Consider the following 23,845-nt stretch of genomic DNA (forward strand, 5'->3'; position numbering starts at 1 on the left):
GACTGCATCTTCGAAATGAGCCATGCTAACGCTACGTCATGGGGGACATCCGTACCGAAGACACCGGCAGCACGCGGCGCTTTCGCGAGAAGCGTCAGGCGATCCTCGCCGCCGCCGCCGATGCGATCAACGAGCAGAGCGCGAAGGGCATGACCTTCGCCGATGTCGCGCGCCGCGTCGGGCTGAACACGACCAGCGTGACCTATTATTTCAAGCGCAAGGAGGATCTGGCCGCCGCCGCCTTCGAGCAGACGCTCGACAGCCTGATGGCGATGCTCGACGTTGCCGCACGCGAGGCGACGCCGCAGGCGCGGGTCGCGCGGATGGTGACGCTGAACGTCGAGCGGCTGATGCGAATTGAGCGCGGCGAGGAGCGCGCGCTGGCGGTGCTCTCCGACCTGCGCGCGATGGACGAGCCGATGCGCGCGACGCTGATGAACCGCTGGCGCGAGGTGTTCCGGCGGACGCGGGCCTTGTGGGGCGACGGGCTGTCGCGCGCGGCGACCGATCTGGCCGGCGCACGCGCGCATGTCCTGCTCGAAAACATCTTCTGGCTGCCGCTGTGGCTCCCGCGCTACGAGGTCGATCAATATCCGCGCGCCGCGGCCCGGCTGATCGCCTTGCTGCGCGACGGGCTGGCGGTGGAGGGTGCGCGATGGGACCCGGTGGCGGTGGTGTTACCGCACGACGATCCGGTGCCGGGGCGCGAGGCGTTCCTGCTCGCGGCGACGCGGCTTATCAACGAACTGGGCTATCGTGGCGCATCGGTGCAACGGATCGCATCGGAGCTGAACGTCACCAAGGGCAGCTTCTACCACCATCTCGACGCCAAGGACGACCTGGTCGTCGCCTGCTATCGCCGCAGCTTCGGTACGATCGCGGCGACGCAACGGCTCGCCGACGAACGCGGCGGGACGCATTGGGAGCGGCTGTGCGACACGGTTGCGACGCTGGTGGCGGTGCAGTTTTCGGAACGCGAGTCGCTGTTGCGCACCACCGCGCTGAGCGGGCTGCCGGCGGGCGAGCGGCAGCAGATGATCGACCGTTCGACGCGGATCGCGCGACGCTTCGCGGGAACGATGATGGACGGGATCGCCGAGGGCACGGTGCGCCCGGTCGACAGCCTGATCGCGTCGCAGGCGCTGATGGGGATGCTCAACGCCGCGTTCGACATGCGAAAATGGGCGTGGAGCATGGAGCGCGAGCGCGCGATCCGCTGCTATGCCTCGACGTTGATGTTCGGGATGTTTGACGACCGCGCGCTGGCGGGGTGAGCCAAGTCGTCATTGCGAGTGTAGCGAAGCAATCCAGTGTTCCGCGCGACGCCCTGGATTGCTTCGCTACGCTCGCAATGACGGAGCTACTTGCTACACCGGCGTGCCGAATGCCTGGATGCGCGCCATGATCGCGACCTGATTGTGCGGGCCGCGGCGGCGGGTGAATTCGCGGACCGAGCAGCCGAGGAACAGATGACTGTCGCGCAGGAAGTGCGACCGGTCCCAATAGCCGGCCGCCTCCAACGCCGCCGGCCCAGCCTCGGGCTGGGTCAGCACGATCGTGACCGCGCGCAGGAAACGCGTGCGGCGGAGCAGCAACTTGGGAGTGAAGCCGAAGTTGAAACGCGTCATCGCCGCCAGCGCGCGCGGCGACATGTCGAGCGCCTCCGCGACGGTCTCGATCCGCGTCGTGGCGGGATCGCGCAGCAGCTCACACAGGATCTCGATGCGCGGGTCGGCGGGCGGGCGGCGATCGAGCCGCGCCTCCAGCCACGCCTCGAACGCCGCCTCGAACGGCTGATCGCTTTCCAGTGCCTCGCGGAGCATGTTCGCGCCCGGATCGATGTCGCCGAGCGCGATGACGCGATTGGCGTAGCGCGAGACGTCGCCGCCGAAAATCTGCGCCCAGCCGAGCGGCTGCAGCCCGACGCCGACCAATTCACCACCATAGCAGGTGAGATAGCCGGCATAACTGGTCGGTCCGGTCAGCGCGATCGCGGGCATCGGATCGACGAGGCGGCTGGCGATCTTGAGCGACCACGACGGGCTGTTGCGCAGCGAGACGCGGATCGTCGCGACGCTGGGGAAGAAGGCATCGTGCATCGCGCGATCGGGGCAGACGGGGGCCGCGAAGCGGTGATAGCCGGTGACGTAGCGCTTCAACCGGTCCCCGGGCGGGACATAGCGTACATCCACCATCGCCGCCCTATTCTCTTTCCCCGTCACGTCGCCCCCCAGCAACCTGTTAGTTTGACCTCATAATCTTTTGTTGCCCGGCTGCAAGCACGTCTCGCTTCCAAGCATCGCCAAAGTGGATGTCAGCAGCGGAACGGAACCGCGACGCGATGTGCTATGCATCGACGCACGCGACGCATGGGAGCTGTATGCGATGATCGACCTTCATTACTGGCCGACGCCGAACGGGCACAAGGTATTGATCTTCCTTGAGGAGGCGGGGCTCGAGCACACGATCCATCCCGTCAATATCGGCGCGGGCGAGCAGTTCAGGCCCGAGTTCCTGAAGATCGCGCCGAACAACAGGATGCCGGCGATCGTCGACCATGCTCCGCGCGATGGCGGCGCCCCGATCAGCGTGTTCGAGAGCGGCGCGATCCTGCTGTATCTGGCGCACAAGACCGGATCGTTCGGCGGGCGCGATCCGCGCGCGCATGTCGACGTGCTGCAATGGCTGATGTGGCAGATGGGCGGGCTTGGCCCGATGCTGGGGCAGAACCACCATTTCACGCGCTTCGCGCCCGAGAAGGTGCCGTATGCGATCGACCGCTACGTCAAGGAGACGACGCGGCTGTACGGCGTGCTCGATCGCCGGCTGGAGGGCCGCAACTTCGTGACCGGCGACGAATATACGATCGCTGACATGGCGTGCTATCCATGGATCCTGCCCGCGGCGCAGGGGCAGGATATGGCGAACTTCCCCAATCTCGCGCGCTGGCACGCCACGATCGCGGCGCGGCCGGCGGTGGTGCGCGCCTATGAACGCGGCAAGGCCGTCGCGGCGCCCAGGTAACCGGCTTGATACAAGTCGCGACAGTTTCGCCCCACCGTCGACATGTTCGCGCGACGCCCCGGCTGCACAAGGCAGCGGCCGGGGCGATCATGCCCCATGGGGACGAAGGGGTATTGCGATGAAGACTTGGACGACCGCCGCCATCCTGGGCGCCGCGATGCTGGGCGGGCTGGGTGCCGCCAGCGTGCAGGCGCAAACCCCGCCCCCGCCTCCGGCACCGATGCAGACCTCCGAAGGCGATGGCGATGGCAACGGCGTGGTGACCCGCGACGAGGCCACCGCCGATGCCGACCGACGCTTCGCGGCGATGGACACCAACCACGATGGCAAGCTGACCCGCGACGAGCGGCGTGCGTGGCGCGAGCAGCGGCGCGGACCGATGCCGCGTGGCGGCGGTGACGATGCGCGCGGGGGACGGCGCGACGCCGACCAGACCCAGGCCGAGTTCCGCGCCCGCGCGCTCAAGCGCTTCGACCGGGTCGACACCAACCATGACGGGCGGATCGACGCCAATGAGCGCGAGGCGATGATGTTGCTGATGCGATCGCGGCGGCTGGGCCATGATCGCCCGCACGACGGGCAGCGGCCGCCGGCCGACGCCGCCGCGCCGATCGGCTGACCCCTTTTCGCATGACGACGATTGTGTCAGGTGCCGTGACCATGGGCGAGATGCCGCACCTCCTGCTGGTCGATGACGAGCGGTCGATCCGCGAGCCATTGGCCAGCTATTTGACCAAGCAGGGCTTTCGCGTCACCCAGGCAGGCGATGCGGAGGCGGCGCGCACCCGGCTGGCGGCTTATGCGATCGACCTGATCGTGCTCGACATCATGATGCCGGGCGAGGACGGGCTGTCGCTATGCCGGCACGTCCGCGCCACCGGCGAGACGCCGGTGATCCTGCTGACCGCCAAGAGCGAGGAAACCGACCGGATCGTCGGGCTGGAGATGGGGGCGGACGATTATGTCGTTAAGCCCTTCTCTCCACGGGAATTGGCGGCGCGGATCAAGACCGTGCTGCGGCGGACCGCCGGTGGCGGCGGGGTGCGGCATCATGCGCCGGAGAGCGGCTCCTACGCCTTCGCGGGTTGGGTGCTCAAGACCGGCGAGCGCGCGCTGATCGATCGCGAGGGCGTGTCGGTGCCGCTGTCGACCGGAGAATACAACCTTCTTCTGGCGCTGGTGCAGCGTCCGCGACAGGTTTTGACGCGCGATCAGCTGCTCGACCTGACGCAGGGACGCGAAGCCGCCGCGTTCGACCGCGCGATCGACAACCAGGTCAGCCGGCTGCGCCGCAAGATCGAGCCCGACCCGAAGAACCCCGAGATCATCAAGACGGTATGGGGCGGCGGCTATGCGCTGTCGACGGACGTGACGCGGCTGTGACATGGCGGATGCCCTGGCCGCGCAGCCTGGCGGGGCAGATGGCGTTGCTGGTCGCGCTGGCGCTGTTCATGGCGCAGGCGATCAACCTCGCGCTGCTGCTGCGTGAACGCGGCGCGGTGCGGATGGCGCAGATCACGCGCCCCGCCGCCTATCGCATCGCCGACGCGCTGGATCAGGAAGCCGCCGGGCGGCCGGTGGTCGCCGATCGCGGCCGCGTCCGGCTGGTGCCGGACGACCCGATCACGCGCGCGATGATCGCGCAACCCGCGGTGGCGCGTGAGTTGACGAGCCAGCTTGCCGACATGGGCGTGCGCGTCGCGGCGGTCGATGTCGCGATCGCCAAGCCATGGCAATATCGTATCCCGCTCAGCCGCTTCGAGCGCCGGATGGCGGCGCGGGCGGCGCGCGACGACGGGCCGCGCGATTCGATCGTGATCGCGGTGAAGCGCACCGACGGACGCTGGATGGCGCTGGCCGGCGGGCTGCCGCGCGACGACCTGCGCTTGTTCTGGCGGCTGCTCGGACAGACGTTGATCCTGTACGTCGTGGTGCTGGTGCCGGTATTATGGGTGGCGCGGCGCATCTCGCGTCCGCTGCGCGAACTGGCGGCGGCGGCGCGCGGTTACTCCCCCGCCGCGAAGCCCGAGCCGTTGGAAGAGAGCGGCCCGCCGGACGTGTGTGCGGTGATCGCCGCGTTCAACGCGCTGCGGCTGCGCGTCACGGCGATGCTCGACGAAAAGGACCGGATGCTCGGCGCGATCGGTCACGACCTGCGCACGCCGCTCGCCGCGCTGCGGGTGCGGATCGAGTCGGTCGAGGACGATCAGGATCGTGCGCGGATGGCCGATACGATCGCGGAGATGAACCGCACGCTCGACGATATCCTGTCGCTGGCGCGGCTGGGGCGGCCGAGCGAGCCGGAAACCGAAGTCGATCTGGCGGCGCTGGTCGATGCGGTGGTCGAGGACTTCCGCGATCTGGGCGAGGCGGTGACGTTCGAGGAGGCGGAGCGGCTGCGGATGCGATTGCGGCCATCGCTGATCCGGCGCGCGGTGCGCAACCTGATCGAGAATGCGGTGAAATATGCGGGGGCAGCGGACGTGTCGCTGGCGTCGGACGCGCGCATGGCGTCGATCATGGTCGCGGATCGCGGACCGGGCATCCCGCCCGAGCGGCTGGATCAGGTGTTCGATCCGTTCTTCCGGCTGGAAAGCTCGCGCAACCGGCATACCGGCGGGATCGGGCTTGGGCTCGCGCTGGCGCGGGCGATCGTCGAGGAAGCCGGGGGACGGATCGTGCTGGCCGCGCGGGAGGGCGGCGGGCTGGTGGCGACGATCACATTGCCGCGGGGGTAATGCTCGTGACGTCATCACGACGAAGGCAGATGCCCCTCACCCGTTCGCCCTGAGCTTGTCGAAGGGCGTGCTCCGTGGCACGTGCTTCGACAAGCTCAGCACGAACGGGAGATGGTCCCCTCTCGTTCGAGATGTGTCTATTCCCGTCCGGGAGCAGAGATTACCGCAGCGCCTGCGCGACCATCTTGTGCAGCTTGTTATGCAGCGCGTCGTTCGCCGCGAGAAACTCGTTGCGCTCGATCGCGCGGTCGCCGCCGCGGAAGTCGGTGACGTAGCCGCCGGCTTCCTTGACCAGCAGCATCCCCGCCGCGACGTCCCACAGCTTCAGGTCGCTTTCCCAATAGCCGTCGAACCGCCCGGCCGCGACCCAGGCGAGGTCGAGCGCCGCCGCGCCGAGCCGGCGGATGCCCGCGACCTGCGGTGCAACCGCGCCGAAGATGCGCGTCCATTGCACGAAGTCGCCATGCCCCATGAACGGGATACCGGTCGCGATCAGCGCCTCGGACGGCTCGCGCCGCGACGACACGCGCAGCCGCTGGTCCTGTAGCCACGCGCCGCGGCCCTTTTCGGCCCAGAAGCTCTCGTCGGTCAGCGGCTGATAGACGAGCGCGGTCGTGATCTCGCGCTTGCCATTCGGCATCGGCTCCTCGACCGCGATCGAGATGCAGAAATGCGGGATGCCGTGGAGGAAGTTCGACGTGCCGTCGAGCGGGTCGATGATGAAGCGCGGCTTGTTCGGATCGCCCTCGATCGTCCCGCCTTCTTCCATGACGAAACCCCAATCGGGGCGCGCCTTCGACAGTTCGTCGTACAGCGTCCGCTCGCAGCGCTGGTCGGCCTGGCTGACGAAATCGGCCGGCCCCTTGCGGCTGACCTGCAGGTGCTGGACCTCGTTGAAGTCGCGACGCAGCCGCGGCGCCGCCTTGCGCGCCGCGCGTTCGATGACGGTGAACAGGCCGGAATGGGATGGCATTTGCATTCTCCCCCTCCCTTTCAAGGGAGGGTCGGGGTGGGTCATGTCCGGGTGGTACGGTTTCCGCCTTGGGTGCGGCTGCCGTATCGCGAGCACGCCACCCACCCCCGGCCCCTCCCTTGAAAGGGAGGGGGGAAAAGGTCAGTCCGCGCGGCGAACGTAGGTCTGCTCGTACACGTCGACGACGATCCGCACGCCGCTGGCGATGTGCGGCGGAACCATCACGCGGACGCCGTTGTCGAGGATCGCCGGCTTGTAGCTCGACGAGGCGGTCTGCCCCTTCACCACCGCGTCGGCCTCGACGATCGTCGCCTCGATCGTGTCGGGCAGCTGCACGCTGATCGGCTCTTCGTCATAGAGTTCCATGACGACGTCCATGCCGTCCTGCAGGAAGGCGGCGGCGTCGCCGAGCAGGTCGCGCGGCAGCGTCACCTGCTCGTAGGTTTCCTTGTCCATGAAGACCAGCCCGTCGCCCTCGGCGAACAGGAATTGGAAATCCTTGGTGTCGAGGCGGACGCGCTCGACCGTCTCGGCGGAGCGGAAGCGGACGTTGTTCTTGCGGCCGTCGCGCAGGTTCTTCAGCTCGACCTGCATGTACGCGCCGCCCTTGCCGGGCTGCGTGTGCTGGATCTTGACCGCGCGCCAGATGCCGCCTTCGTACTCGATGATGTTGCCGGGACGGATGTCCACGCCGCTGATCTTCATGGGGCTTCGCCTGTGTAAAAAGAGCCGCGGCGCCGGCGGTGATCCGCGGGCGCCGATCGCGGCGGCTTAGCGGTTGGCGCGCGGTTCGGCAAGAAGCGGAAAGGGATCCACCGCTTCCCCCTCCGACCAGCCCTGTGCCGGCGCGGTGCGCAACACCGAGAAATGCAGGTGCGGCGCCGCGGCATCGGCATTGCCGGTCGCCCCGACCGTCGCGATCGGCTCGCCGCGGCGGATCACCTGTCCCTCGGTCAGCCCGTCGCGATAGCCGTCGAGATGCGCGTAATAATACATGGTCGCGCCATCGGTGGAGCGAATGTAGATCGTGCGACCGCCCGCCGCGCTGTCGAACAATTTGTCGACGCGGCCGTCGGCGGCGGCGAGCACCGGCGTCCCGCGGGGCGCCATGATGTCGATCGCCTCGTGGTGGCGCGCGCCGCCGTCGCGCGGCTGCCCGAAGGTGTCCACCAGCGCGTCGCGCGCCACGCCGGCCACCGGCACCAGCAGCTGCCCGCCGCTCGCCGCGGGGGGTATGGCCGCGACCGGCGCCGGGGTCGGCGCGGCGACCGGCGCGCGCGAACCGATCGACACCATCGACGCGAAGCCCGCGCCGAGCAGCAGGATGAGCGCGAGGATCGACCAGCCGAGCTTGGTCATGTCAGGCCTGGAACAGCACCGGGGTTCCCCCCTTCACCATCAACGCCACGCGCGCCGCGTCCCAATTGGTCAGGCGCACGCAGCCGTTCGACTGCGCGCGGCCGATCTGCTCGGGCTCGCTGGTGCCGTGGATGCCGTAATGCTCCTTGCTCAGGTCGATCCACACGACGCCGACCGGGTTGTTCGGGCCGGGCGGGATGATCTGCGCCTGCTTGCTGTCGGGCACGCCCTTGAGGATCTTGGGGTTCATCTTCCAGTCGGGATTGGGCGAGACGTGCAGCACCTTCCAGTTGCCGAGCGGCAACGGATCGCGCGACGAGCCGATCGTCGCGGTATATTGCGCGATCAGATGCCCGTTAACGTCGAGCACGCGCAGGATGCCGTCCGACTTGTCGACGACGATCTTCGCGGCCTTGGGCACCGCCGCTTCGACGTTGAGCGAGGCGAGCGTCGCGCGCCATTGCGGCGTCGCATCGGCCGGATAGGCGCGCGAGGTCGGGAAGGTGTTGGGCACGGTGATCTTCGAGCCGACGCCGATCTTGGTGACGCCGGGGTTCAGCTCGGCCAGCACCTTGGGCGTGGTATGGAAACGCTCGGCGAGCTTTTCGAGCGGGCGGCTGTACGCCATGGCCGGCAGCTTGGCCTTCTCGGCATAATCGTCCGGCATCTGCGGCACATAGGGGCCGCGCATCGCGGCGACGTCGAGCGTCACCTGCATCGTCGGCTGGACATTGCCGAAGCGGCGCAGCGCGTCGAGCGTCGCGGCATCGGGCTTGCCGGTCACGCGCAGCCCGCGGCTTTCCTGAAAGCCTTTGAGCGCATTGGTCAGCGACTGCCCGCCGCGCCCGTCGATCACGCCGGGGCCGAAGCCGAGCTTGTCGAGCACGACCTGCATCCGCAGCACCGCCGGGTCGAGCGGCGGGGTCGAACCCTGCTGCGCCGGGGCGGCGGCGGTGAGCGTCACGGCAAGGACGCTGACGACGACGGGGGCGATACGCTTCACGGGCACCTCTCGTATTTCGATGCCGTAACAACGCTGGCGTTTGTGTTGGGGTCCCTGCGCCATCAACACGTCATTGCGAGCGGAACGACGCAATCCAGCGCCGGATCAGGACGCCCTGGATTGCGTCGCTACGCTCGCAATGACGAAGAGCCGTTTATCTCTTCAGCACCGTGTCGAAGGCGCGGATCGCCGCCGCCTCGTCGCCGCCCCATATCGCATTGCTGGCGGCGATGAAATCGGCACCGGCGGCGATCAGCGGCGCGGCGTTGTCGGGCGTGATGCCGCCGATCGCGACCGATGGAAGCTCGAACAGTGCGTGCCACCACGACAGGATCACTGGCTCGGGGTGATGCTCTACGGCCTTGGTGGTGGTCGGATAGAAGCTGCCGAACGCGACATAGTCCGCGCCCGCCTCGCCAGCCTCCATCGCGAGATGGCGGCTGTCGTGACAGGTAACGCCGATCTGCACCGCCGGGCCGAGCGCCTCGCGCACCTCACGCGGGTCGCCGTCCTCCTGCCCGAGATGCACGCCGTCTGCGCCGAGCCGCTTGGCGAGGCTGACCGAATCGTTGACGATGAACGCCACCTCGCGGTCGGCGCAGATCCGCTGGAGCGGCTCGGCGAGGCGCGCGGCGCTATGCTGGTCGACGTCCTTGACGCGGAACTGGAACGCCGCGACCGGGCGGGCGTCGAGCGCGTTCTTGAGGCGATCTGGGAAGGCGCCGGTCACGTCGAGCGGCGAGATCAGGTAGAGCTGGCAAGGCGGACGGCGATCGTCGCGCTTGAAGTTGGCGCCGAAATCAGGATCGAGCGGGCCGAGCGGGTCTTCAGTCATGCGGGGCGCGTAGCGGGTTTGAGGGGGTGGTGGAAGCGGTAAGCCGGGAGCCCTCTCCCCGGAGGGGAGAGGGAGCTTCGGTCGCCTTATTCCTCGCCCTTGTAGATCGACACCAGCTTGTCGAGCATCGCCAGCGCCTCGCCGCGCTCGCGCTGGAAGGTGTTGCGGCCGATGATCGAGCCGTTGCCGCCACCCGCGAGGATGTCGCGCGCATCCTGATAGACCGCGTCGGTGCCCTTGGCCGCGCCGCCCGAGAAGACGACGATCCGGCGGCCCGCGAAGCTCGACTGGACGACGTGGCGGACGCGATCGGCCTGGTTCGACCAGTCGGTGCCCTCGTAGCTCTTCTGCGCCTCGGGCTGTTCGATGTGTGCGCTGGGCAGCTTCACCTTGATGATGTGTGCGCCGAGCAGCGCCGCCATGTGCGCGGCGTACGCGCCGACGTCGAGCGCCAGTTCGCCGTCCTTGCTGAGCTTGCCGCCGCGCGGATAGCTCCAGATCACGGTCGCGAGGCCTGCCGCGGCGGCTTCCTCGCGCAGCGCGCGGATCTGCTCCATCGCCGCGAAGATGTCGTCGGCACCCGGATAGATGGTGAAGCCGATCGCCGCGCAGCCGAGCCGCAGCGCGTCCTCGACGCTGCCGGTTTGCGCCTGCGCGATCTGCGTCGCCCAGCTGTTCGAGCTGTTGACCTTGAGGATCGTCGGGATCTGCCCCGCGAACGTATCCGCCCCCGCCTCGAGCGCGCCGAGCGGCGCGGCATAGGCCGATAGCCCGGCGTCGATCGCGAGCTGGTAATGGTAATGCGGGTCATAGGCGGGCGGGTTGACCGCGAAGCTGCGCGCCGGGCCATGCTCGAAGCCCTGATCGACGGGCAGGATGATGAGCTTGCCGGTGCCGCCCAGCTTCCCCTGCATCAGGATGCGCGCCAGATTGGCCTTCACCGCCGGGCTGGTGGCTTCGTACTTGTCCAGAATCGACTTCACGATCGGCGTCATGGTTTCTTCCTGTCCTGTTGACTTACAAAGCGAGCCAGCGGCGCAGCGCCTGATCGACCTGCTCCATGCGGGTGGCGGAGGCATGGCCGATCACCTTGACGATGCGGTGACGGCGGATGCTGGTGATGCGATCGACCTGCACCTCGCACTCGACGGTGAGGCCGGTATGTTCCTGTGGCGAGATCGTGACGCGGAACAGCACCTCGCCGCCGACGACGGTGGTGAGTGGGCAGAGCGTGACGGTGGCGTGGCTGTCGTTGAACAGATCGGCCTGCACCACGACGCACGCGCGCGGGCCGCCGCTCGCGCCCTCGGGTGCATCGACGAGTACGATCGCGCCGTGGCGGATTTCAGGCGCATCACTCACCGCCATGCCGCGTCCTCACGCTCGGCCTGCTCCCAGAAGGCGTAATCCTCCTGCGTGTCGCGGCGCGAGGCGCGCTGCGACTGGCGGCGCGCCTCGCGGCGGAACGCCTCGTCGTGCAGTTCCACGTAGCGCCGCACCGCCTCGCGCGCGATATCGCTCTTGCTACGCCCCTGCGTGCGCGCGACATTGGCGAGCCGTTCTTCGAGTTCCGTATCGAGCCTGACGCCGAGCACCTGCCCCTCCGTTTAACACGTTGAACGTAGGGCTTGTCTGATGATTGCGCAAGCGGGATTATGGTCGGGGGTATTCACGGCGCGTGGCTTGAGTTTTGCGGCGGTCAGGGTGCCGGGCACGTGCTTCGACAAGCTCAGCACGAACGGGGGAGATGGTGCGAGCGTGCCGTAAGGGTGGACATCGGGTTGACGGCTCCACACCCTGAACCGTTCGCCCTGAGCTTGTCGAAGGGCGTGTTGCCGGGCACGTGCTTCGACAGGCTCAGCACGAAAGGGTGTAAGCAGGCGTCATTGCTTCGCTATGCTCGCAATGACGATAGGTAACGGACCACCGCCGCCACATCCGGCAGGTCGGGCAGCGCCGGACCGGGCGGCGGCAGGCCAACGCGTACCGCCGCGTCAGCCACAAGATCGTCCACCTCGCCCCGATCCATTTTGAGGAAACGCCGCAGCGTGTCCTCGGGGCGTGGCACCACCCCCTCCCCATACCATGGCGCCAGCGCCGCGCGCACTGCGGGCGCGAGGCGCGGGTCGAGGTCGGCGAAGACCGCGTCGAAGTTAGCGGCAGTCCAGGCCGCGCGCGCCGCGACCGCACCGCGGACGCGTCGCACCATCGTCCAGTTCACCCACAACATGCCGATGACATAGAACGCCGTCAGCGCGGCAACCTTCTGCCAGCCGGTCACGCGCGCGCGATGACGCCCGCTTCGTTATAGCGCAGCGCCTTCAACACCGTGTCGACGATCGCATCGGCATCGAGCCGCGCCTGCGCATATTGCAGCTCGGGCTTGTCCTGATCCTGGAACAGATCGGGCAGCCGCATCGTGCGGATGCGCAGCCCCGCGTCGGTCAGCCCCTCGTCCGAGGCCAGCGTCAGCACGTGCGCGCCGAGCCCGCCGACCGCATTCTCCTCGATCGTGATCGCCACCTCGTGGGTGGTGAGCAGGCGGCGGATCAGCGCCTCGTCGAGCGGCTTGGCGAAGCGCAGGTCGGCGACCGTGGTGCTCAAACCCTTGGCGTCGAGCGTGTCGGCGGCCTTGAGCGCTTCGGTCAGCCGCGTGCCGAGCGACAGGATCGCGACCTTCTTGCCCTCGCGGACAATGCGGCCCTTGCCGATCTCCAGCGCCCTGGGCGTTTCGGGCAGCGCGACGCCGGTGCCGTTGCCGCGCGGATAGCGGACCGCGATCGGTCCCGTATCATGCTCGACGCAGGTCTGCACCATATGGACCAGCTCGGCCTCGTCGGCGGCGGCCATCACGACGAAATTGGGGAGCGTCGCCAGATAGGTGACGTCGAAGCTGCCCGCATGGGTCGCGCCGTCCGCGCCCACCAGCCCGGCGCGGTCGATCGCGAAGCGCACCGGCAGGTTCTGGATCGCGACATCGTGCACGACCTGATCGTAGGCGCGTTGCAGGAAGGTCGAATAGATCGCACAGAACGGCCGCATCCCCTGCGCGGCGAGTCCCGCCGCAAACGTGACGGCGTGCTGCTCGGCGATGCCGACGTCGAAGAAGCGCTCCGGGTGCGATGTCGCGAACTTGTCGAGCCCGGTGCCCGACGGCATCGCGGCGGTGATCGCGCAAATCCGGTCGTCGGCGTCCGCGGCCTTGCTCAGCGCCTCGCCGAAGACATTCTGATAGGCGGGCGGGCCAGGCGGGGCCTTGGCCTGCGTGCCGGTGATGACGTCGAACTTCTGGACGCCGTGATATTTGTCGGCGGCATTCTCGGCCGGGGCATAGCCCTTGCCCTTCTTGGTCACGACATGGACGAGGATCGGCCCCTCCTCCGCATCGCGGACATTCTCGAGCACCGGGATCAGATGGTCGAGATTATGGCCGTCGATCGGGCCGACATAATAAAAGCCCAGCTCCTCGAAGAGCGTGCCGCCCATCGTCATCCCGCGCGCATATTCGTCGGTCTTGCGCGCCGCCGACTGGAAGCGCCGCGGCAGCCGCTTGGCGACGCGCTTCATGATCTCGCGCACGCCCAGGAACTCGCGGCTCGACACCATCCGCGACAGATAGGCCGACAGTCCGCCGACCGGCGGCGCGATCGACATGTCATTGTCGTTGAGGATCACGACCAGCCGGTTGCCCGCCGCCTCGGCGTTGTTCATCGCCTCATAGGCCATGCCCGCCGACATCGCGCCGTCGCCAATCACCGCGATGCCTTTGCCGGGCTTGTCGGCGAGCTTGCTGGCGGTCGCGAAGCCCAGCGCCGCGGAGATCGAGGTCGAGCTGTGCGCCGCGCCGAATGGGTCGTATTCGCTCTCGCTGCGCTTGGTGAAGCCGGACAGCCCCCCGCCCTGCCGCAGCGTGCGGATCCGGTCGCGCCGCCCGGTCAGGATCTTGTGCGGGTAGCATTGGTGCCCGACGTCCCAGATCAGCCGATCGGTCGGGGTATCGAAGACATAGTGGATCGCAACGGTCAGTTCGACCACGCCCAGCCCCGAGCCGAGATGGCCGCCGGTCACGCCGACCGCCGAGATCGTCTCCTGCCGCAATTCATCGGCGAGCTGGCGCAGCTGTTCCGGCTTCAGGCGGCGGAGATCGGCGGGCGTATCGACGGTGTCGAGCAACGGCGTGTTCGGGACTTCAACCATCTGACCCGAATAGCTGAGCAGGATCAGTGTGTCGATTGCCCGCTTCGCGCGCGTGCCGCCGCGGCGCAGTCGGCGCAGCGCCCGCGCACCTCGATCACCGGGCGCTCCGCCTCGAACCCGGCGGCGCTGGCAGCCGCGCGCAATCCGCCGGTCAGCGAATCGTCGTCGAAGTGCGTGGTGCTGCCGCAGCCGTCGCAGACGAGGAAAATGCAATCGTGCCGGCAACCGGGATGCGCGTTGGCGACATAGGCATTGGCGCTCTCGACGCGCAGCGCGAGATTGGCGGCCACGAACAGATCGAGGATGCGATAGATGCTGTTGGCCGCGATCCGCCGCCCCTCGCTGCGCGACAGCGCCTCCGCGATGTCATAGGCCGAGGCGGGCTTGGCGAACCCCGACAGCGCCGCATAGACGTTGGCGCGCATCGCGGTCCATTGCTCGCCCGAGCGCTCCAGCGTCGCCTTCGCGGCGGCGAGCAGATCGTCGCCGTGCGGTTCGTGATGTGCATGTCGCGCCATGGCAAAGGATTTAGGCGGCGCGGCGGCCCGCGGCAAGTTCAGCGCCGATTGAGCGCATGTCCCGCCGCCAGCACCGCGACACCGACGATCGTCAGCGCCGATTCGGCCAGATGCCCCCCGGCATGGGCGACGACCAGCGCGGCCATCATCAGCGACAGCCCTGTCGCGCCGAGCACGATCGGCAACACGCGCCGGTGCGCGACGATCCCGCGCCCGAACGCGACGCAGCCCAGCGCGATCGCCAGCACCAGCCCGGTTTCGTGGATCACCGGGCTGCCCAGGATACCGCCCGCGGTCGACAGGATCGCGACCAGGATCGCGGTCGCCAGACAATGCACGACGCACGCCGCCGACAACCACATCGCGACGCGGTCGAGCCGGCCGATCTTGCCATCGTCGCTGAAATTACGGGCCATCATGCCCGCAAGTTAGGCCGATCGGATCGATGTTACAATATCTCATGTCACTTTTTCTTGTCGCGTGACCTGATGCCGGCAGTCGGTTAAGGCGCGCGGGATGCGTCACGTACTCGATGTCGAGCGCTCGATCCTCGGCCAGCCCTGGCGCTGGCGTGCGCTGGCCGCCGACCAGCGCGAGGGCTTCGTCCCCGACGATTTGCTCACCCAATTGCTGCTCGCGCGCGGTTGCCCGCGCGAGGCGCTCGACGCGCACAAATTGCCGTCGATCCGCAGCTTCATGCCCGATCCGTCGATCTTCCGCGACATGGATACCGCCGCCGCGCGGCTCGCCGATGCGGTGGAACGGGGAGAGTCGATCGCGATCTTCGGCGATTACGACGTCGATGGCGCGACCTCGTCGGCGCTGCTGGTGCTGTTGCTGCGGCAATTGGGCAACGAGGCGCGCGTCTATATTCCCGACCGGCTGACCGAGGGCTATGGCCCCAATGCCGCCGCGCTCACCCGGCTCGCCGACGAGGGCGCGACGCTGATCGTCACCGTCGATTGCGGCGCGCAGGCGTTCGAGGCGCTCGACGCGGCGCGTTGCGACGTGATCGTCGCCGACCACCACCAATGCGCGACCCAGCTCCCGCGCGCGGTCGCGGTCGTCAACCCCAACCGGCGCGACGAGGGCGACGGTGCGCTCCACGGGCACCTCGCCGCCGTCGGGGTGTGCTTCCTGCTCGGCGCGGCGCTGCTGCGCGCGTTGCGCACGCGCGGCTATTTCACCGACCGCGCCGAACCCAAGCTGCTCGACCTGCTCGATCTGGTCGCGCTCGGCACGGTCGCGGATGTCGCGCAGCTGCGCGGGCTGAACCGCGCGTTCGTCGCGCAGGGGCTCAAGGTGCTGGCGAAGCGGCGCAACGTCGGGCTGACCGCGCTGGCCGAGGCGGCACGGCTGACGCGTGCGCCGACCGCCAGCGATCTCGGCTTCGCGCTGGGACCGCGGATCAATGCCGGCGGGCGGGTCGGGCGCGCCGATCTCGGCGTGCGGCTGCTGACGACCACCGATCCGGTCGAGGCGCGTACGATCGCGACCGAGCTGGATCGGCTCAACGAGGAACGTCGCGCGATCGAGGCGATGGTGCAGGAGGGCGCGGAGGCCTTGCTGTGCCACGACCGCGCGGTGTGCGTGGTGGCGGGTGCGGGCTGGCATCCGGGGGTAATCGGGATCGTGGCGGGGCGGCTCAAGGAGAAGCTCGGCCGCCCCGCGATCGTGATCGCGCTCGACGAGGACGGCGTGGGCAAGGGCTCCGGGCGCTCGATCACCGGGGTGGATCTCGGCGCGGCGGTGCTGGCGGCGCGCGAGCAGGGATTGCTGATCGCGGGCGGCGGCCATGCGATGGCGGCGGGGCTGACGATCGCCGCGGATCAGGTGAGCGCCTTCGCCGACTGGCTCGATGCGCGGCTGGCCGGCGCGGTCGCGGAGGCGATGGCGGCGCGCGCCTTGCTGTTCGACTCGGTGGTCGCGCCCGGTGGCGTGACGCCGTCGCTGGTCGACGCGCTGGAGGCGGGCGGTCCCTATGGCACCGGCTGGCCGGCGCCGCGGGTCGCGGTCGGCCCCGTGCGTGCGATGAAGGTCGACGTGGTCGGCAACGGTCATGTCCGCGCGATCGTCGCAGGCGACGACGGTCGCAGCCTCAAGGCGATGGCGTTCCGCGCCGCCGACACCGCTCTGGGACAGGCATTGCTGGCGGCGGGCCCGACGCGGCGGCTGTGGCTGGCGGGCCGCGCCAAGCGCGACGATTGGAGCGGTCGCGACGTGGCGGAGCTGCACCTGGACGACGCCGCCTGGGCAAATTGATCGTGCGAGACGCTTGACCGCCCGACACAATCCGCCTAGGCGGCTCGGCACCGCAACGAGGCCCCTTCGTCTAGCGGTTAGGACGCGGCCCTTTCACGGCTGAAGCACGGGTTCGATTCCCGTAGGGGTCACCATCCTCGCATCGAGGCGCGGAAATCCAGGATTTACGCCAGCTTCACCGTCCGCAGGTATAGCGAACGGGTATAGAAGCGCATGGTGCAGATGATCACACCCTGGAAACATCCCCAGACCGGCATCTACTATCTCTACAAGGAACTGCCGCCGCATCTGCGGGGCGAGATGGGCCGGCGTCAGGTCCGCCGCTCGCTCAAGACGCGTGATCCGGCGGAGGCCAAGCGGCTCTTCGTCCTGGCCCATGCCGAGCTCGAACAGCCAAGCTCTCCACAGATCGCCTGTCTTCAGGGGCTGCGCGGATCGGACATTGTCGTCCTGATCCTTGGCGAGCACTACGGCTTTGTGCCTCCGGGCTCATCCCTTTCTGCAACACACCAAGAATATCGCGAAGCGCGGGAAACGAAGCCGGTCCTTGCGTTTGTGCAGCAAGGCATTTCTCCCGGGCCAGAGCAGGCCGCTTTCATTGCCGAAGTTCAGGCTTGGGAAGGCGGACTCTTTCGCGGCGGCTTCGTTGGTGTGGACGACTTGCAAGACGGGGTGACACGCGCGCTACACGACGTGACCCTGGCGAACGCCACAGCTCCCGTCGACGAGCACGAAATGTCTGTGCGTGCCACGGCCATGCTCGCGCCGGAAAATAAGAACCAGGTGACATCGGCAATGCTCGACCTCGTTGTGGTCGGCGGCCCGCGCCAGCGCATCCTGCGGCCAGCGGAACTCGAGGCTCCAGTTCTCGCCGAACAGCTAGAGCAGTCTGCACTCTACGGCGATAGTCGGCTGTTCGACCGGATGCTCGGCACCGCCAGCGGACTTGACGGCTCTGATCTCGTCTTGCGTCAGGAGCGTGGAGCATCCATTCGCCTTACCGAGCAGGGTTCAGTTTCGCTGCGACTGCCGCTGGACGAACCGCGTCCTCTTGGGCGAGGCTTTGATGCAATGAGCGGCATGGTCATCGTCGAGGAGGTGGTGCAGGAGCGGCTCGGTACTGCGCTCGACTTTGCAGCGGGTGTCATCGATCGCGTCGACCGCACGCAACGGCTAACGAATCTTATCGTAATGGTCCGCCTGTCTGGTGTTGAACACCGTGGATGGCGAACCCGCGCCCAGCATGCGTCGAACCCTCATTCAGTCCAGATGGGGCATGGTGGTATGAGGGAACGCCCACCGATCACCCTTACGATCCGTCGAGCAGCGCTCGGCCTTGATCGTACCGCTCTGATCAAAGACATCCTCGTTCCGCTTCGGCGTCAGTTCCCGATGGCAAGCTAGCAGGGTCAATGAAGAGAAAAGCTGCAACAGGCGACCTGACTAAGCGTGAGTTCGACGCCCTGCGCACGCTTTCGGGAGGGCTGGTAGAAAGTCGAGGTGGTCTTCATCCTGCCGGAGAGGGAACGATCGCGAGAATGCTTGCCGCAGGCTGGATAGAGGAGGTTCCCGAAGGGGCGGTTGGTCGGCAGATGAGCTACCGCATCACTGAAGCAGGCGAGGCGGCGTACAAGATCGGCCGACCGCCAAAGCCTCCGCGCCAGCCGACCTGCCTGAAGGTTTTGGCGCCACGGATCAGTCCCTTGAGGCCGCGCTTCGGAAAGCTCGACAGATAAGAAGGCTTGACGAAGCGGGACCTGTTGCGATGGCTTGTACAGGCATCGTTGACCCAAAACCAGTCATTCACCCGGAGTGACCCGTTACCCAATTCCGGACATCCATTCATTTTACAAGATTATGTCCTTCACGGTCTGAGCGGTCGGCGGCGCGTCATCGGAAGGGTAGGTTTGTGGCTGTCCGATAATGATTGCGCCTGTTCGGAGGGAAGGCCTTCGCGCATCAGCACCTCGTAGAGCGCGCGCTCGGGCGCCACGGCAATGGTAGGAGTCACCCCGGTCCCCTCCCAGCCCGATCGGCCGGGAAAGTAGCTGTGGCCGAAAGGGATAAAGGCCGCGTACCCACCGGGCAGATCAGTGCCGCCACCAAAGTTACCTGCGCCAGCCGTCGTCTCGCCGACCAACGTGGCGCGACCGGTTTCCCTCAGCACGGTCGCCATGTGTTCGGCCGCCGAGGCGGTCCGTGCGGCGATCAGCAGGTAGACCTTTGCCCGCTGCCATGGCGATGCCGGCGACGCTGGCACGATCCGATGCTCGGCTCGCGCATACTCGATCGGTCCTCTCACCGGCACCAACGAGTCAAACGGAAGGCCGCCGTGCGCTTTGGCCACTGAGGCTCGCATGTCCATCACCATGACCGTAGCAGGCTTTGCGAAGAGGCGGGGCAGCAGGATGTCCATCTCCGACAGCCCGCCCCCGCGTTGGGACCGCATATCGACGATCAGCGTCTTGGCACCTGCGGTTCGATCGAGGAAAGCGGTAAAGTCTCGCAGGATGTCAGGCGCGCCGGTGAAGGCGTTGAAGCGGACATAAGCGATGCCGGGGGCGATTATTCCGGCCTGCTCCATTGCCGGCGCGGTCGGCTCGGGAGCGACACCCGGCACGGCGACAGGCTGCTGCGGCCGCCCGGCCAGCACCGCAAGGTGTCCGTCCGGCGCCACCGCGAGCAGATCTGCGGTTACCGCATCCGCAAAGGCTTTTCGGCTCGGGAAATGATCGTAGCCACCGCGTGCAAGCTTCGCGCGCAAGGCAGACGCGTAGCGCCTGCCTACGTCGGGATAGACGAAATTATCGATCAGCTGAACGGCCAAATCGCGCACTGCGGCACGCGCATCATCACGATTGAACGTACCGGCAGCCTCCAAGCCCGCGATCGGCGCCGTTTGCGCTGCAACGGGCGAGGTAGCGACACACGCCATCGTGGACAACAGAAACCATTTCAACATTGCACTCACCCCTAAAGCGGATTGTACCCATCATCGGCCGCGCGATCCTGCGGTGCCCGCCTCGCTTGAGCGCTTGCCGGATGTGCCTTCAGCTCGCGAGTCGCCCACGACGAGGGCGCGGATCGGTGCGACCACGGCACGCTGTCGGGGGGTGGCTTCGTCGCAGGCGTCGGCGCCATCGTCGCATCCTCTCGGACAATGCCCTCTGCCCGCTTATGTTGACAGAATGGACGAGCGCGAGCTGATAGCACCTGGATCGGGCGGGCCGCTCGTAATCGTGGTCGACGACGAGGTCGACTTGCGTGACGCTGTCGTCGAATATCTCACGCGCGAAGGGTTGCGCGCAACTGGCGCGGGCTCCGGCTTGGAGCTCGATGCACAAATGGCTAAAGAAGCCGCGACGCTGGTGGTGCTCGACATCAATATGCCGGGCGAAGACGGATTCAGCATCGCGCGGCGACTGCGGGCGGCAAGCCCCGTCGGCATCGTGATGCTGACCAGCCGCGCCCTGCTTGCCGACCGGCTAGCTGGCCTGGAGCTGGGCGCTGACGACTATATCGCCAAGCCGTTCGCTCCGCGCGAACTGCTCGCACGCATCCGCACCGTCTTGCGGCGGCTAAATCATCAGGCCGCATCGATCGACATCCGCAGCAATCCCGCCAACGATTATGTCGACGCCTTCTGGATAGATCTTGGTACGCGCAAGGTCCGGGTCGATCTCGCGTCGGTCGCCTCGATCGAGGCCGCGAAGGATTACGCGATCCTCCATCGGAGCGACGGCAATTTCATTCTTCGGCACACCATGCGCGGGCTGGAGAAGAAGCTTAATCCTGCGATCTTTATGCGGGTCCACCGTTCGGTCTTCGTGCGGGTCGATCAGGTAGTTGCGGTCGCGCAGCGTGGGCGGATGGTCTCGGCGACGTTGCGCGATGGCCGGACGGTGCCGGTTGCATCCAATCGCCGCAAGGCACTTCAGGAACGACTGAATGGCACCGTACCGGACTGGTGATCGGCAACAATCTGCGCCAAGCGGGCGATCGCCTCGATGGTGAAAGGCTTCTCGATGAACGGACGTCCGCTTTCACCAAGGAACGCGGCAGCTGCGGCGTTCAGTGTATCGCCGGTGACGAACGCCACTGCGTTGGTAAGGTCGGGCCGCGCACCCTCCAGCCAACGGAACAGCTGCATGCCATCCTCCTCAGCCATGCGCAGATCGCTAAGGATCAGGTCGAAGCCATCGTGCTCAAGAAGCGCTCGTGCCGCAGGGCCGCTATCGGCGTGTGAACACCGGTAGCCCAACCGTGCGAGTATGTCCGCCAGCGCCTCGGCAACCTCCGGCTCATCGTCGATCAGGAGCGCGCGTCGTTCCAACAGCGTGCCCGATGTGAGCGCTGTTTCAACGACCGGGACGACGGTGCCGTCATAAGCGATCGGTAGTGTAATTTGGAAACACGCTCCAACCGTGCTGGCAATCAGCTCCAGCGAGCCACCATGCGCCTCCACGATCCCCTGACTGAACGAAAGTCCCATGCCGGTGCCCGCCGAGGCCGGCTTAGTAGAAAAGAAGGGCTCGAAGATGCGTCCGCGCAAGGCCGGCGTAACGCCCGGACCTGTGTCAGACAGGTCAATCGTGATGGTCTGCGCATCTCTGAGGCGGGTCACGATGCGCAAGCACCGGGCGCCGGAAACTCCTTCCATTGCCTGCTGGGCGTTGATGAGCAGATTGACGATCACCTGATGCAGCTGGTCGCCGTCGGCGCGCAGTGGCGGCAGCGGCGCCAGATCGAGATCAACGGCGATGTGGCGCGCACGCGTTGCATAGCCGGCTATCTCCACCGCTGCGCGGACAATGTCATTCAGGTCGATGATGCGTCGCTCGGGCTGCTTCTGCCGCGCCATCGCCAGAAAGGTCTGAACGATCCGCGCCGAGCGCTCGGCTGCGTTTCGGATCTTCGCCACCCGTGTTGCGAAGGCGGTGCCCTCGGTGTCCTGCGCCAGCAGCTCGGACTGCGCGACGATAATGGAAAGGGGATTGTTCAGCTCGTGGCTGACGCCAGCGAGCAGCGTACCCAGCGCATTAAGTTTCTCGGCCTGGAACAGCGCCTCGCGTGAACGCGCGAGTTCCTCCTCAACCCGCGCTCGCTCCAGTGTCTCCCACGTCCGCTGCGCCAGCTCAACGATCAGCGCGACATCCTCCTTGCGCCAGCGGCGCGGCTCGCTCTGTTGCACCGACATCAGCGAGACCAGACGACCGTCCTTGACGATTGGTACCGTGATGCACGCCTCGATGCCCAACTGACGCAGCGCCGCACGCCCCTCTTCGTCCAGCAGCGGGTGCGGCGCATCGATCTCTTCATGCATCCAGATTTCGCCGCGCCGGTGGGAGGCGGTGATCGCCGGACCGAAGATCGCGAACGGGATCGTCTCCGGTATCTCGATGATGCTGCCGTCGACCCAGTGGTAACGAGGTATGAAGATCGTCGCATCGCGGTCGAACTCGCCATAGCCGGCACGGCTGGCCTCAAAATGGCGAGCCAGCCGCTCGGTTGTCTCGGCGAGGATGACCGCGGGATCACCCTCGTGACGCAGTCGATCGCGCAGGTCTTGCAGGAAAACCTCATGATCACGCGGCGGCCAGCGGCGTATCCCGTCAGTCATGGTGCAACGATCCGCATGTACCGACGCCCCGAGACGTCTACCCATAGCGTCAGCTTGCACAGCCGGGCACACGGCGAAAGGGTGCTTGTGCCGCTGCCCGCCGAAGCAAGCCGGCGGATCGATCGCCACAATGGCCATCGACCCAGCCCGCGACATCAAACCTGTTGCATGCGGAACGCGGGCGAGCGGCGACGCATCGTTGCGCCGACGATGCCGAAGCCGAGGATCATCATCGCCCAGGTTGCCGGCTCGGGCACCGCGCTTCCGATCTTGCGCACATCCCACTTGATGTTGTCGATGCCGACATTCTCGCCATAGCCAAACGAGATCACCGATACGTTACCGTAGCCGGCATTGAACGACACCGTCTTATGGGTCGGATAACCGGTGCTGACCCCACCGCTGAGATACTCTCCGCCTCCCGGCAGCACGTTGTACGAAGCCGCTTGGCAGTTCGAAATATTGGCAAAGCAGCCGAGATCGAAAGATTTCAGCGCGATTTCAAATCCGGCTTTGGCACTCAGGACGATCCTTGAGGTAGTCCGAAAATCTACCGACCCCTTGTTGCCGTAAATGTTCCCAACTAGGTCCCCAAAGCCGCGCTCGTAATAGTACATTCCGCCGGTCGGATAATTGTCGTAGAAGCTACCATACGTTACGGTGACCTCGTTTGTGCTGCCATAGTTCTGGTCGATCGCAGCGTTGTTGGTACAAAGCTTGCCGCCGTTGCAGAAATTTCCTTGCGTGAAATCGAGCATTTGCTCAGCGGCGTAGGCCGGCAGGGGCGCCAAAACCGTCATGGCCGCAGCAAACATCGTCATAGTCGCATTGCGCATTGTCTTCTCCGTCGCGTCAGGCGGTCATCAAGGCGTGCCTCAAGCTGCCCGGATGCGCCTGGGATGATGCTGTCACCTGCTGAGTGACGGCTCCGCCCGACGCCCTGCATCAGGGTTAATGATCGTTCATCGCCGCTGCGACGAACATGAGGGTCGCAGCGACGAAGACGCGTCCAAACACCGCCGGTTCAAAGCAATCTCACTTGTAATTGAGGCAACCCACTCATCGGCGGTTTTGATTGCGCAACGCCCTTGGTCTGCCTCGATTGACGAGGTTTTGCCGTCGTTTACTGGCCCCTGTCACCGAGGCCGGCAACGTCTTCTACATGGAGAGGGCAGACCCAGCTGTAGACGCGACCCGCCCCCCGTCCATAAGGTTGGCGCCCGCGCCTGCTCACCGACGTTTCGCGCTCGAAAGCACGAGCTTGTACAAGGTCGTCTGCGCACATGCTTGATCATGCGTGGATGCGCCTGGTGCGG

The 23,845-nt window shown here is 66.8% G+C and carries 24 protein-coding genes and 1 tRNA gene; 9 read left to right on the forward strand and 16 right to left on the reverse strand.

The window, feature by feature from the left end; genetic code table 11:
- Positions 1-38: 38 nt before the first annotated feature.
- A complete protein-coding gene (locus PGN12_14135; GenBank protein ID MEH3105025.1) occupies positions 39-1,274 on the forward strand; it encodes a TetR family transcriptional regulator in 1,236 nt (411 codons plus the stop codon).
- Positions 1,275-1,367: 93 nt separating this feature from the next.
- Here the strand turns inward: PGN12_14135 and PGN12_14140 are convergent, their stop codons facing one another.
- Complete coding sequence (locus PGN12_14140) at positions 1,368-2,195, reverse strand: helix-turn-helix domain-containing protein (GenBank protein ID MEH3105026.1); 828 nt, start codon at positions 2,193-2,195, stop codon at positions 1,368-1,370.
- A 190-nt stretch (positions 2,196-2,385) separates the two neighbouring features.
- Between PGN12_14140 and PGN12_14145 the strand changes: the two genes are divergently transcribed.
- The 4 genes from PGN12_14145 (at position 2,386) to PGN12_14160 (ending at position 5,762) form a co-directional block, all read left to right on the forward strand.
- Entirely contained in the window at positions 2,386-3,024 is a 639-nt protein-coding gene (locus PGN12_14145) for a glutathione S-transferase N-terminal domain-containing protein (protein MEH3105027.1), read from the forward strand.
- Positions 3,025-3,142: 118 nt separating this feature from the next.
- A complete protein-coding gene (locus PGN12_14150) occupies positions 3,143-3,643 on the forward strand; it encodes a ca2+ sensor protein (protein ID MEH3105028.1) in 501 nt (166 codons plus the stop codon).
- 41 nt (positions 3,644-3,684) lie between these two features.
- Positions 3,685-4,407 carry a response regulator gene (locus PGN12_14155; GenBank protein MEH3105029.1) on the forward strand — a complete coding sequence of 241 codons (723 nt, stop codon included), beginning with the start codon at positions 3,685-3,687 and terminating at the stop codon, positions 4,405-4,407.
- An 8-nt stretch (positions 4,408-4,415) separates the two neighbouring features.
- Positions 4,416-5,762: a HAMP domain-containing sensor histidine kinase gene (locus PGN12_14160; protein ID MEH3105030.1), complete on the forward strand. Its 1,347-nt coding sequence runs from the start codon at positions 4,416-4,418 to the stop codon at positions 5,760-5,762.
- Between the two features lie 160 nt (positions 5,763-5,922).
- Here PGN12_14160 and PGN12_14165 read toward each other — a convergent pair whose 3' ends face one another.
- The 12 genes from PGN12_14165 to PGN12_14220 form a co-directional block, all read right to left on the reverse strand.
- Positions 5,923-6,735, reverse strand: coding sequence for an inositol monophosphatase family protein (locus PGN12_14165; protein MEH3105031.1), 813 nt, complete (start codon positions 6,733-6,735; stop codon positions 5,923-5,925).
- Positions 6,736-6,876: 141 nt separating this feature from the next.
- Positions 6,877-7,440: an elongation factor P gene (gene efp / locus PGN12_14170; protein ID MEH3105032.1), complete on the reverse strand. Its 564-nt coding sequence runs from the start codon at positions 7,438-7,440 to the stop codon at positions 6,877-6,879.
- Positions 7,441-7,506: 66 nt separating this feature from the next.
- Positions 7,507-8,094 (reverse strand): M23 family metallopeptidase, encoded by a 588-nt coding sequence (locus PGN12_14175; GenBank protein ID MEH3105033.1) that lies wholly within the window; start codon positions 8,092-8,094, stop codon positions 7,507-7,509.
- A gap of 1 nt (position 8,095) precedes the next feature.
- Positions 8,096-9,097 carry a L,D-transpeptidase family protein gene (locus PGN12_14180; GenBank protein ID MEH3105034.1) on the reverse strand — a complete coding sequence of 334 codons (1,002 nt, stop codon included), beginning with the start codon at positions 9,095-9,097 and terminating at the stop codon, positions 8,096-8,098.
- Between the two features lie 154 nt (positions 9,098-9,251).
- Complete coding sequence (gene thiE, locus PGN12_14185; protein ID MEH3105035.1) at positions 9,252-9,932, reverse strand: thiamine phosphate synthase; 681 nt, start codon at positions 9,930-9,932, stop codon at positions 9,252-9,254.
- A gap of 86 nt (positions 9,933-10,018) precedes the next feature.
- Positions 10,019-10,927 carry a class I fructose-bisphosphate aldolase gene (locus tag PGN12_14190; protein ID MEH3105036.1) on the reverse strand — a complete coding sequence of 303 codons (909 nt, stop codon included), beginning with the start codon at positions 10,925-10,927 and terminating at the stop codon, positions 10,019-10,021.
- Between the two features lie 22 nt (positions 10,928-10,949).
- On the reverse strand, positions 10,950-11,300 hold the full coding sequence (locus PGN12_14195; GenBank protein ID MEH3105037.1) for a type II toxin-antitoxin system PemK/MazF family toxin: 351 nt from the start codon (positions 11,298-11,300) through the stop codon (positions 10,950-10,952).
- Positions 11,291-11,527: a ribbon-helix-helix protein, CopG family gene (locus tag PGN12_14200; GenBank protein ID MEH3105038.1), complete on the reverse strand. Its 237-nt coding sequence runs from the start codon at positions 11,525-11,527 to the stop codon at positions 11,291-11,293. The genes PGN12_14195 and PGN12_14200 overlap by 10 nt, the downstream gene beginning before the upstream one ends.
- Before the next feature lie 299 nt (positions 11,528-11,826).
- Positions 11,827-12,213 carry a hypothetical protein gene (locus tag PGN12_14205; protein MEH3105039.1) on the reverse strand — a complete coding sequence of 129 codons (387 nt, stop codon included), beginning with the start codon at positions 12,211-12,213 and terminating at the stop codon, positions 11,827-11,829.
- Complete coding sequence (dxs, locus tag PGN12_14210; protein MEH3105040.1) at positions 12,210-14,129, reverse strand: 1-deoxy-D-xylulose-5-phosphate synthase; 1,920 nt, start codon at positions 14,127-14,129, stop codon at positions 12,210-12,212. The genes PGN12_14205 and dxs overlap by 4 nt, the downstream gene beginning before the upstream one ends.
- A 23-nt stretch (positions 14,130-14,152) precedes the next feature.
- Positions 14,153-14,647 (reverse strand): transcriptional repressor, encoded by a 495-nt coding sequence (locus tag PGN12_14215; GenBank protein ID MEH3105041.1) that lies wholly within the window; start codon positions 14,645-14,647, stop codon positions 14,153-14,155.
- A gap of 38 nt (positions 14,648-14,685) precedes the next feature.
- Positions 14,686-15,063, reverse strand: a complete 378-nt coding sequence (locus tag PGN12_14220; GenBank protein ID MEH3105042.1) for a MerC domain-containing protein — start codon at positions 15,061-15,063, stop codon at positions 14,686-14,688.
- A 100-nt stretch (positions 15,064-15,163) separates the two neighbouring features.
- On the opposite strand from PGN12_14220, the gene recJ reads away from it, so the two are divergent.
- From recJ to PGN12_14235, 3 genes are all read left to right on the forward strand, one after another.
- A complete protein-coding gene (gene recJ / locus PGN12_14225; protein ID MEH3105043.1) occupies positions 15,164-16,909 on the forward strand; it encodes a single-stranded-DNA-specific exonuclease RecJ in 1,746 nt (581 codons plus the stop codon).
- Between the two features lie 59 nt (positions 16,910-16,968).
- Positions 16,969-17,043, forward strand: a tRNA-Glu gene (locus tag PGN12_14230).
- 79 nt (positions 17,044-17,122) lie between these two features.
- The gene (locus tag PGN12_14235; GenBank protein ID MEH3105044.1) at positions 17,123-18,313 is read left to right on the forward strand and encodes a DUF4062 domain-containing protein; all 1,191 of its coding nucleotides are present in this window, start codon (positions 17,123-17,125) and stop codon (positions 18,311-18,313) included.
- 460 nt (positions 18,314-18,773) lie between these two features.
- Here the strand turns inward: PGN12_14235 and PGN12_14240 are convergent, their stop codons facing one another.
- Positions 18,774-19,871 carry a S41 family peptidase gene (locus tag PGN12_14240; protein MEH3105045.1) on the reverse strand — a complete coding sequence of 366 codons (1,098 nt, stop codon included), beginning with the start codon at positions 19,869-19,871 and terminating at the stop codon, positions 18,774-18,776.
- 226 nt (positions 19,872-20,097) lie between these two features.
- On the opposite strand from PGN12_14240, the gene PGN12_14245 reads away from it, so the two are divergent.
- Positions 20,098-20,880, forward strand: coding sequence for a response regulator (locus PGN12_14245; GenBank protein ID MEH3105046.1), 783 nt, complete (start codon positions 20,098-20,100; stop codon positions 20,878-20,880).
- On the opposite strand, the gene PGN12_14250 is transcribed toward PGN12_14245, so the two are convergent.
- Together PGN12_14250 and PGN12_14255 are read right to left on the reverse strand one after the other, a co-directional pair.
- A complete protein-coding gene (locus PGN12_14250) occupies positions 20,844-22,529 on the reverse strand; it encodes a response regulator (GenBank protein MEH3105047.1) in 1,686 nt (561 codons plus the stop codon). The two genes, PGN12_14245 and PGN12_14250, sit on opposite strands and share 37 nt — an antisense overlap.
- 155 nt (positions 22,530-22,684) lie before the next feature.
- A complete protein-coding gene (locus PGN12_14255) occupies positions 22,685-23,365 on the reverse strand; it encodes a PEPxxWA-CTERM sorting domain-containing protein (GenBank protein ID MEH3105048.1) in 681 nt (226 codons plus the stop codon).
- Between the last annotated feature and the right edge of the window lie 480 nt (positions 23,366-23,845).

Origin of the sequence: Sphingomonas phyllosphaerae, assembly GCA_036946405.1 — a bacterium.
In the GTDB taxonomy this organism is placed as follows: Bacteria; Pseudomonadota; Alphaproteobacteria; order Sphingomonadales; family Sphingomonadaceae; genus Sphingomonas; species Sphingomonas phyllosphaerae_D.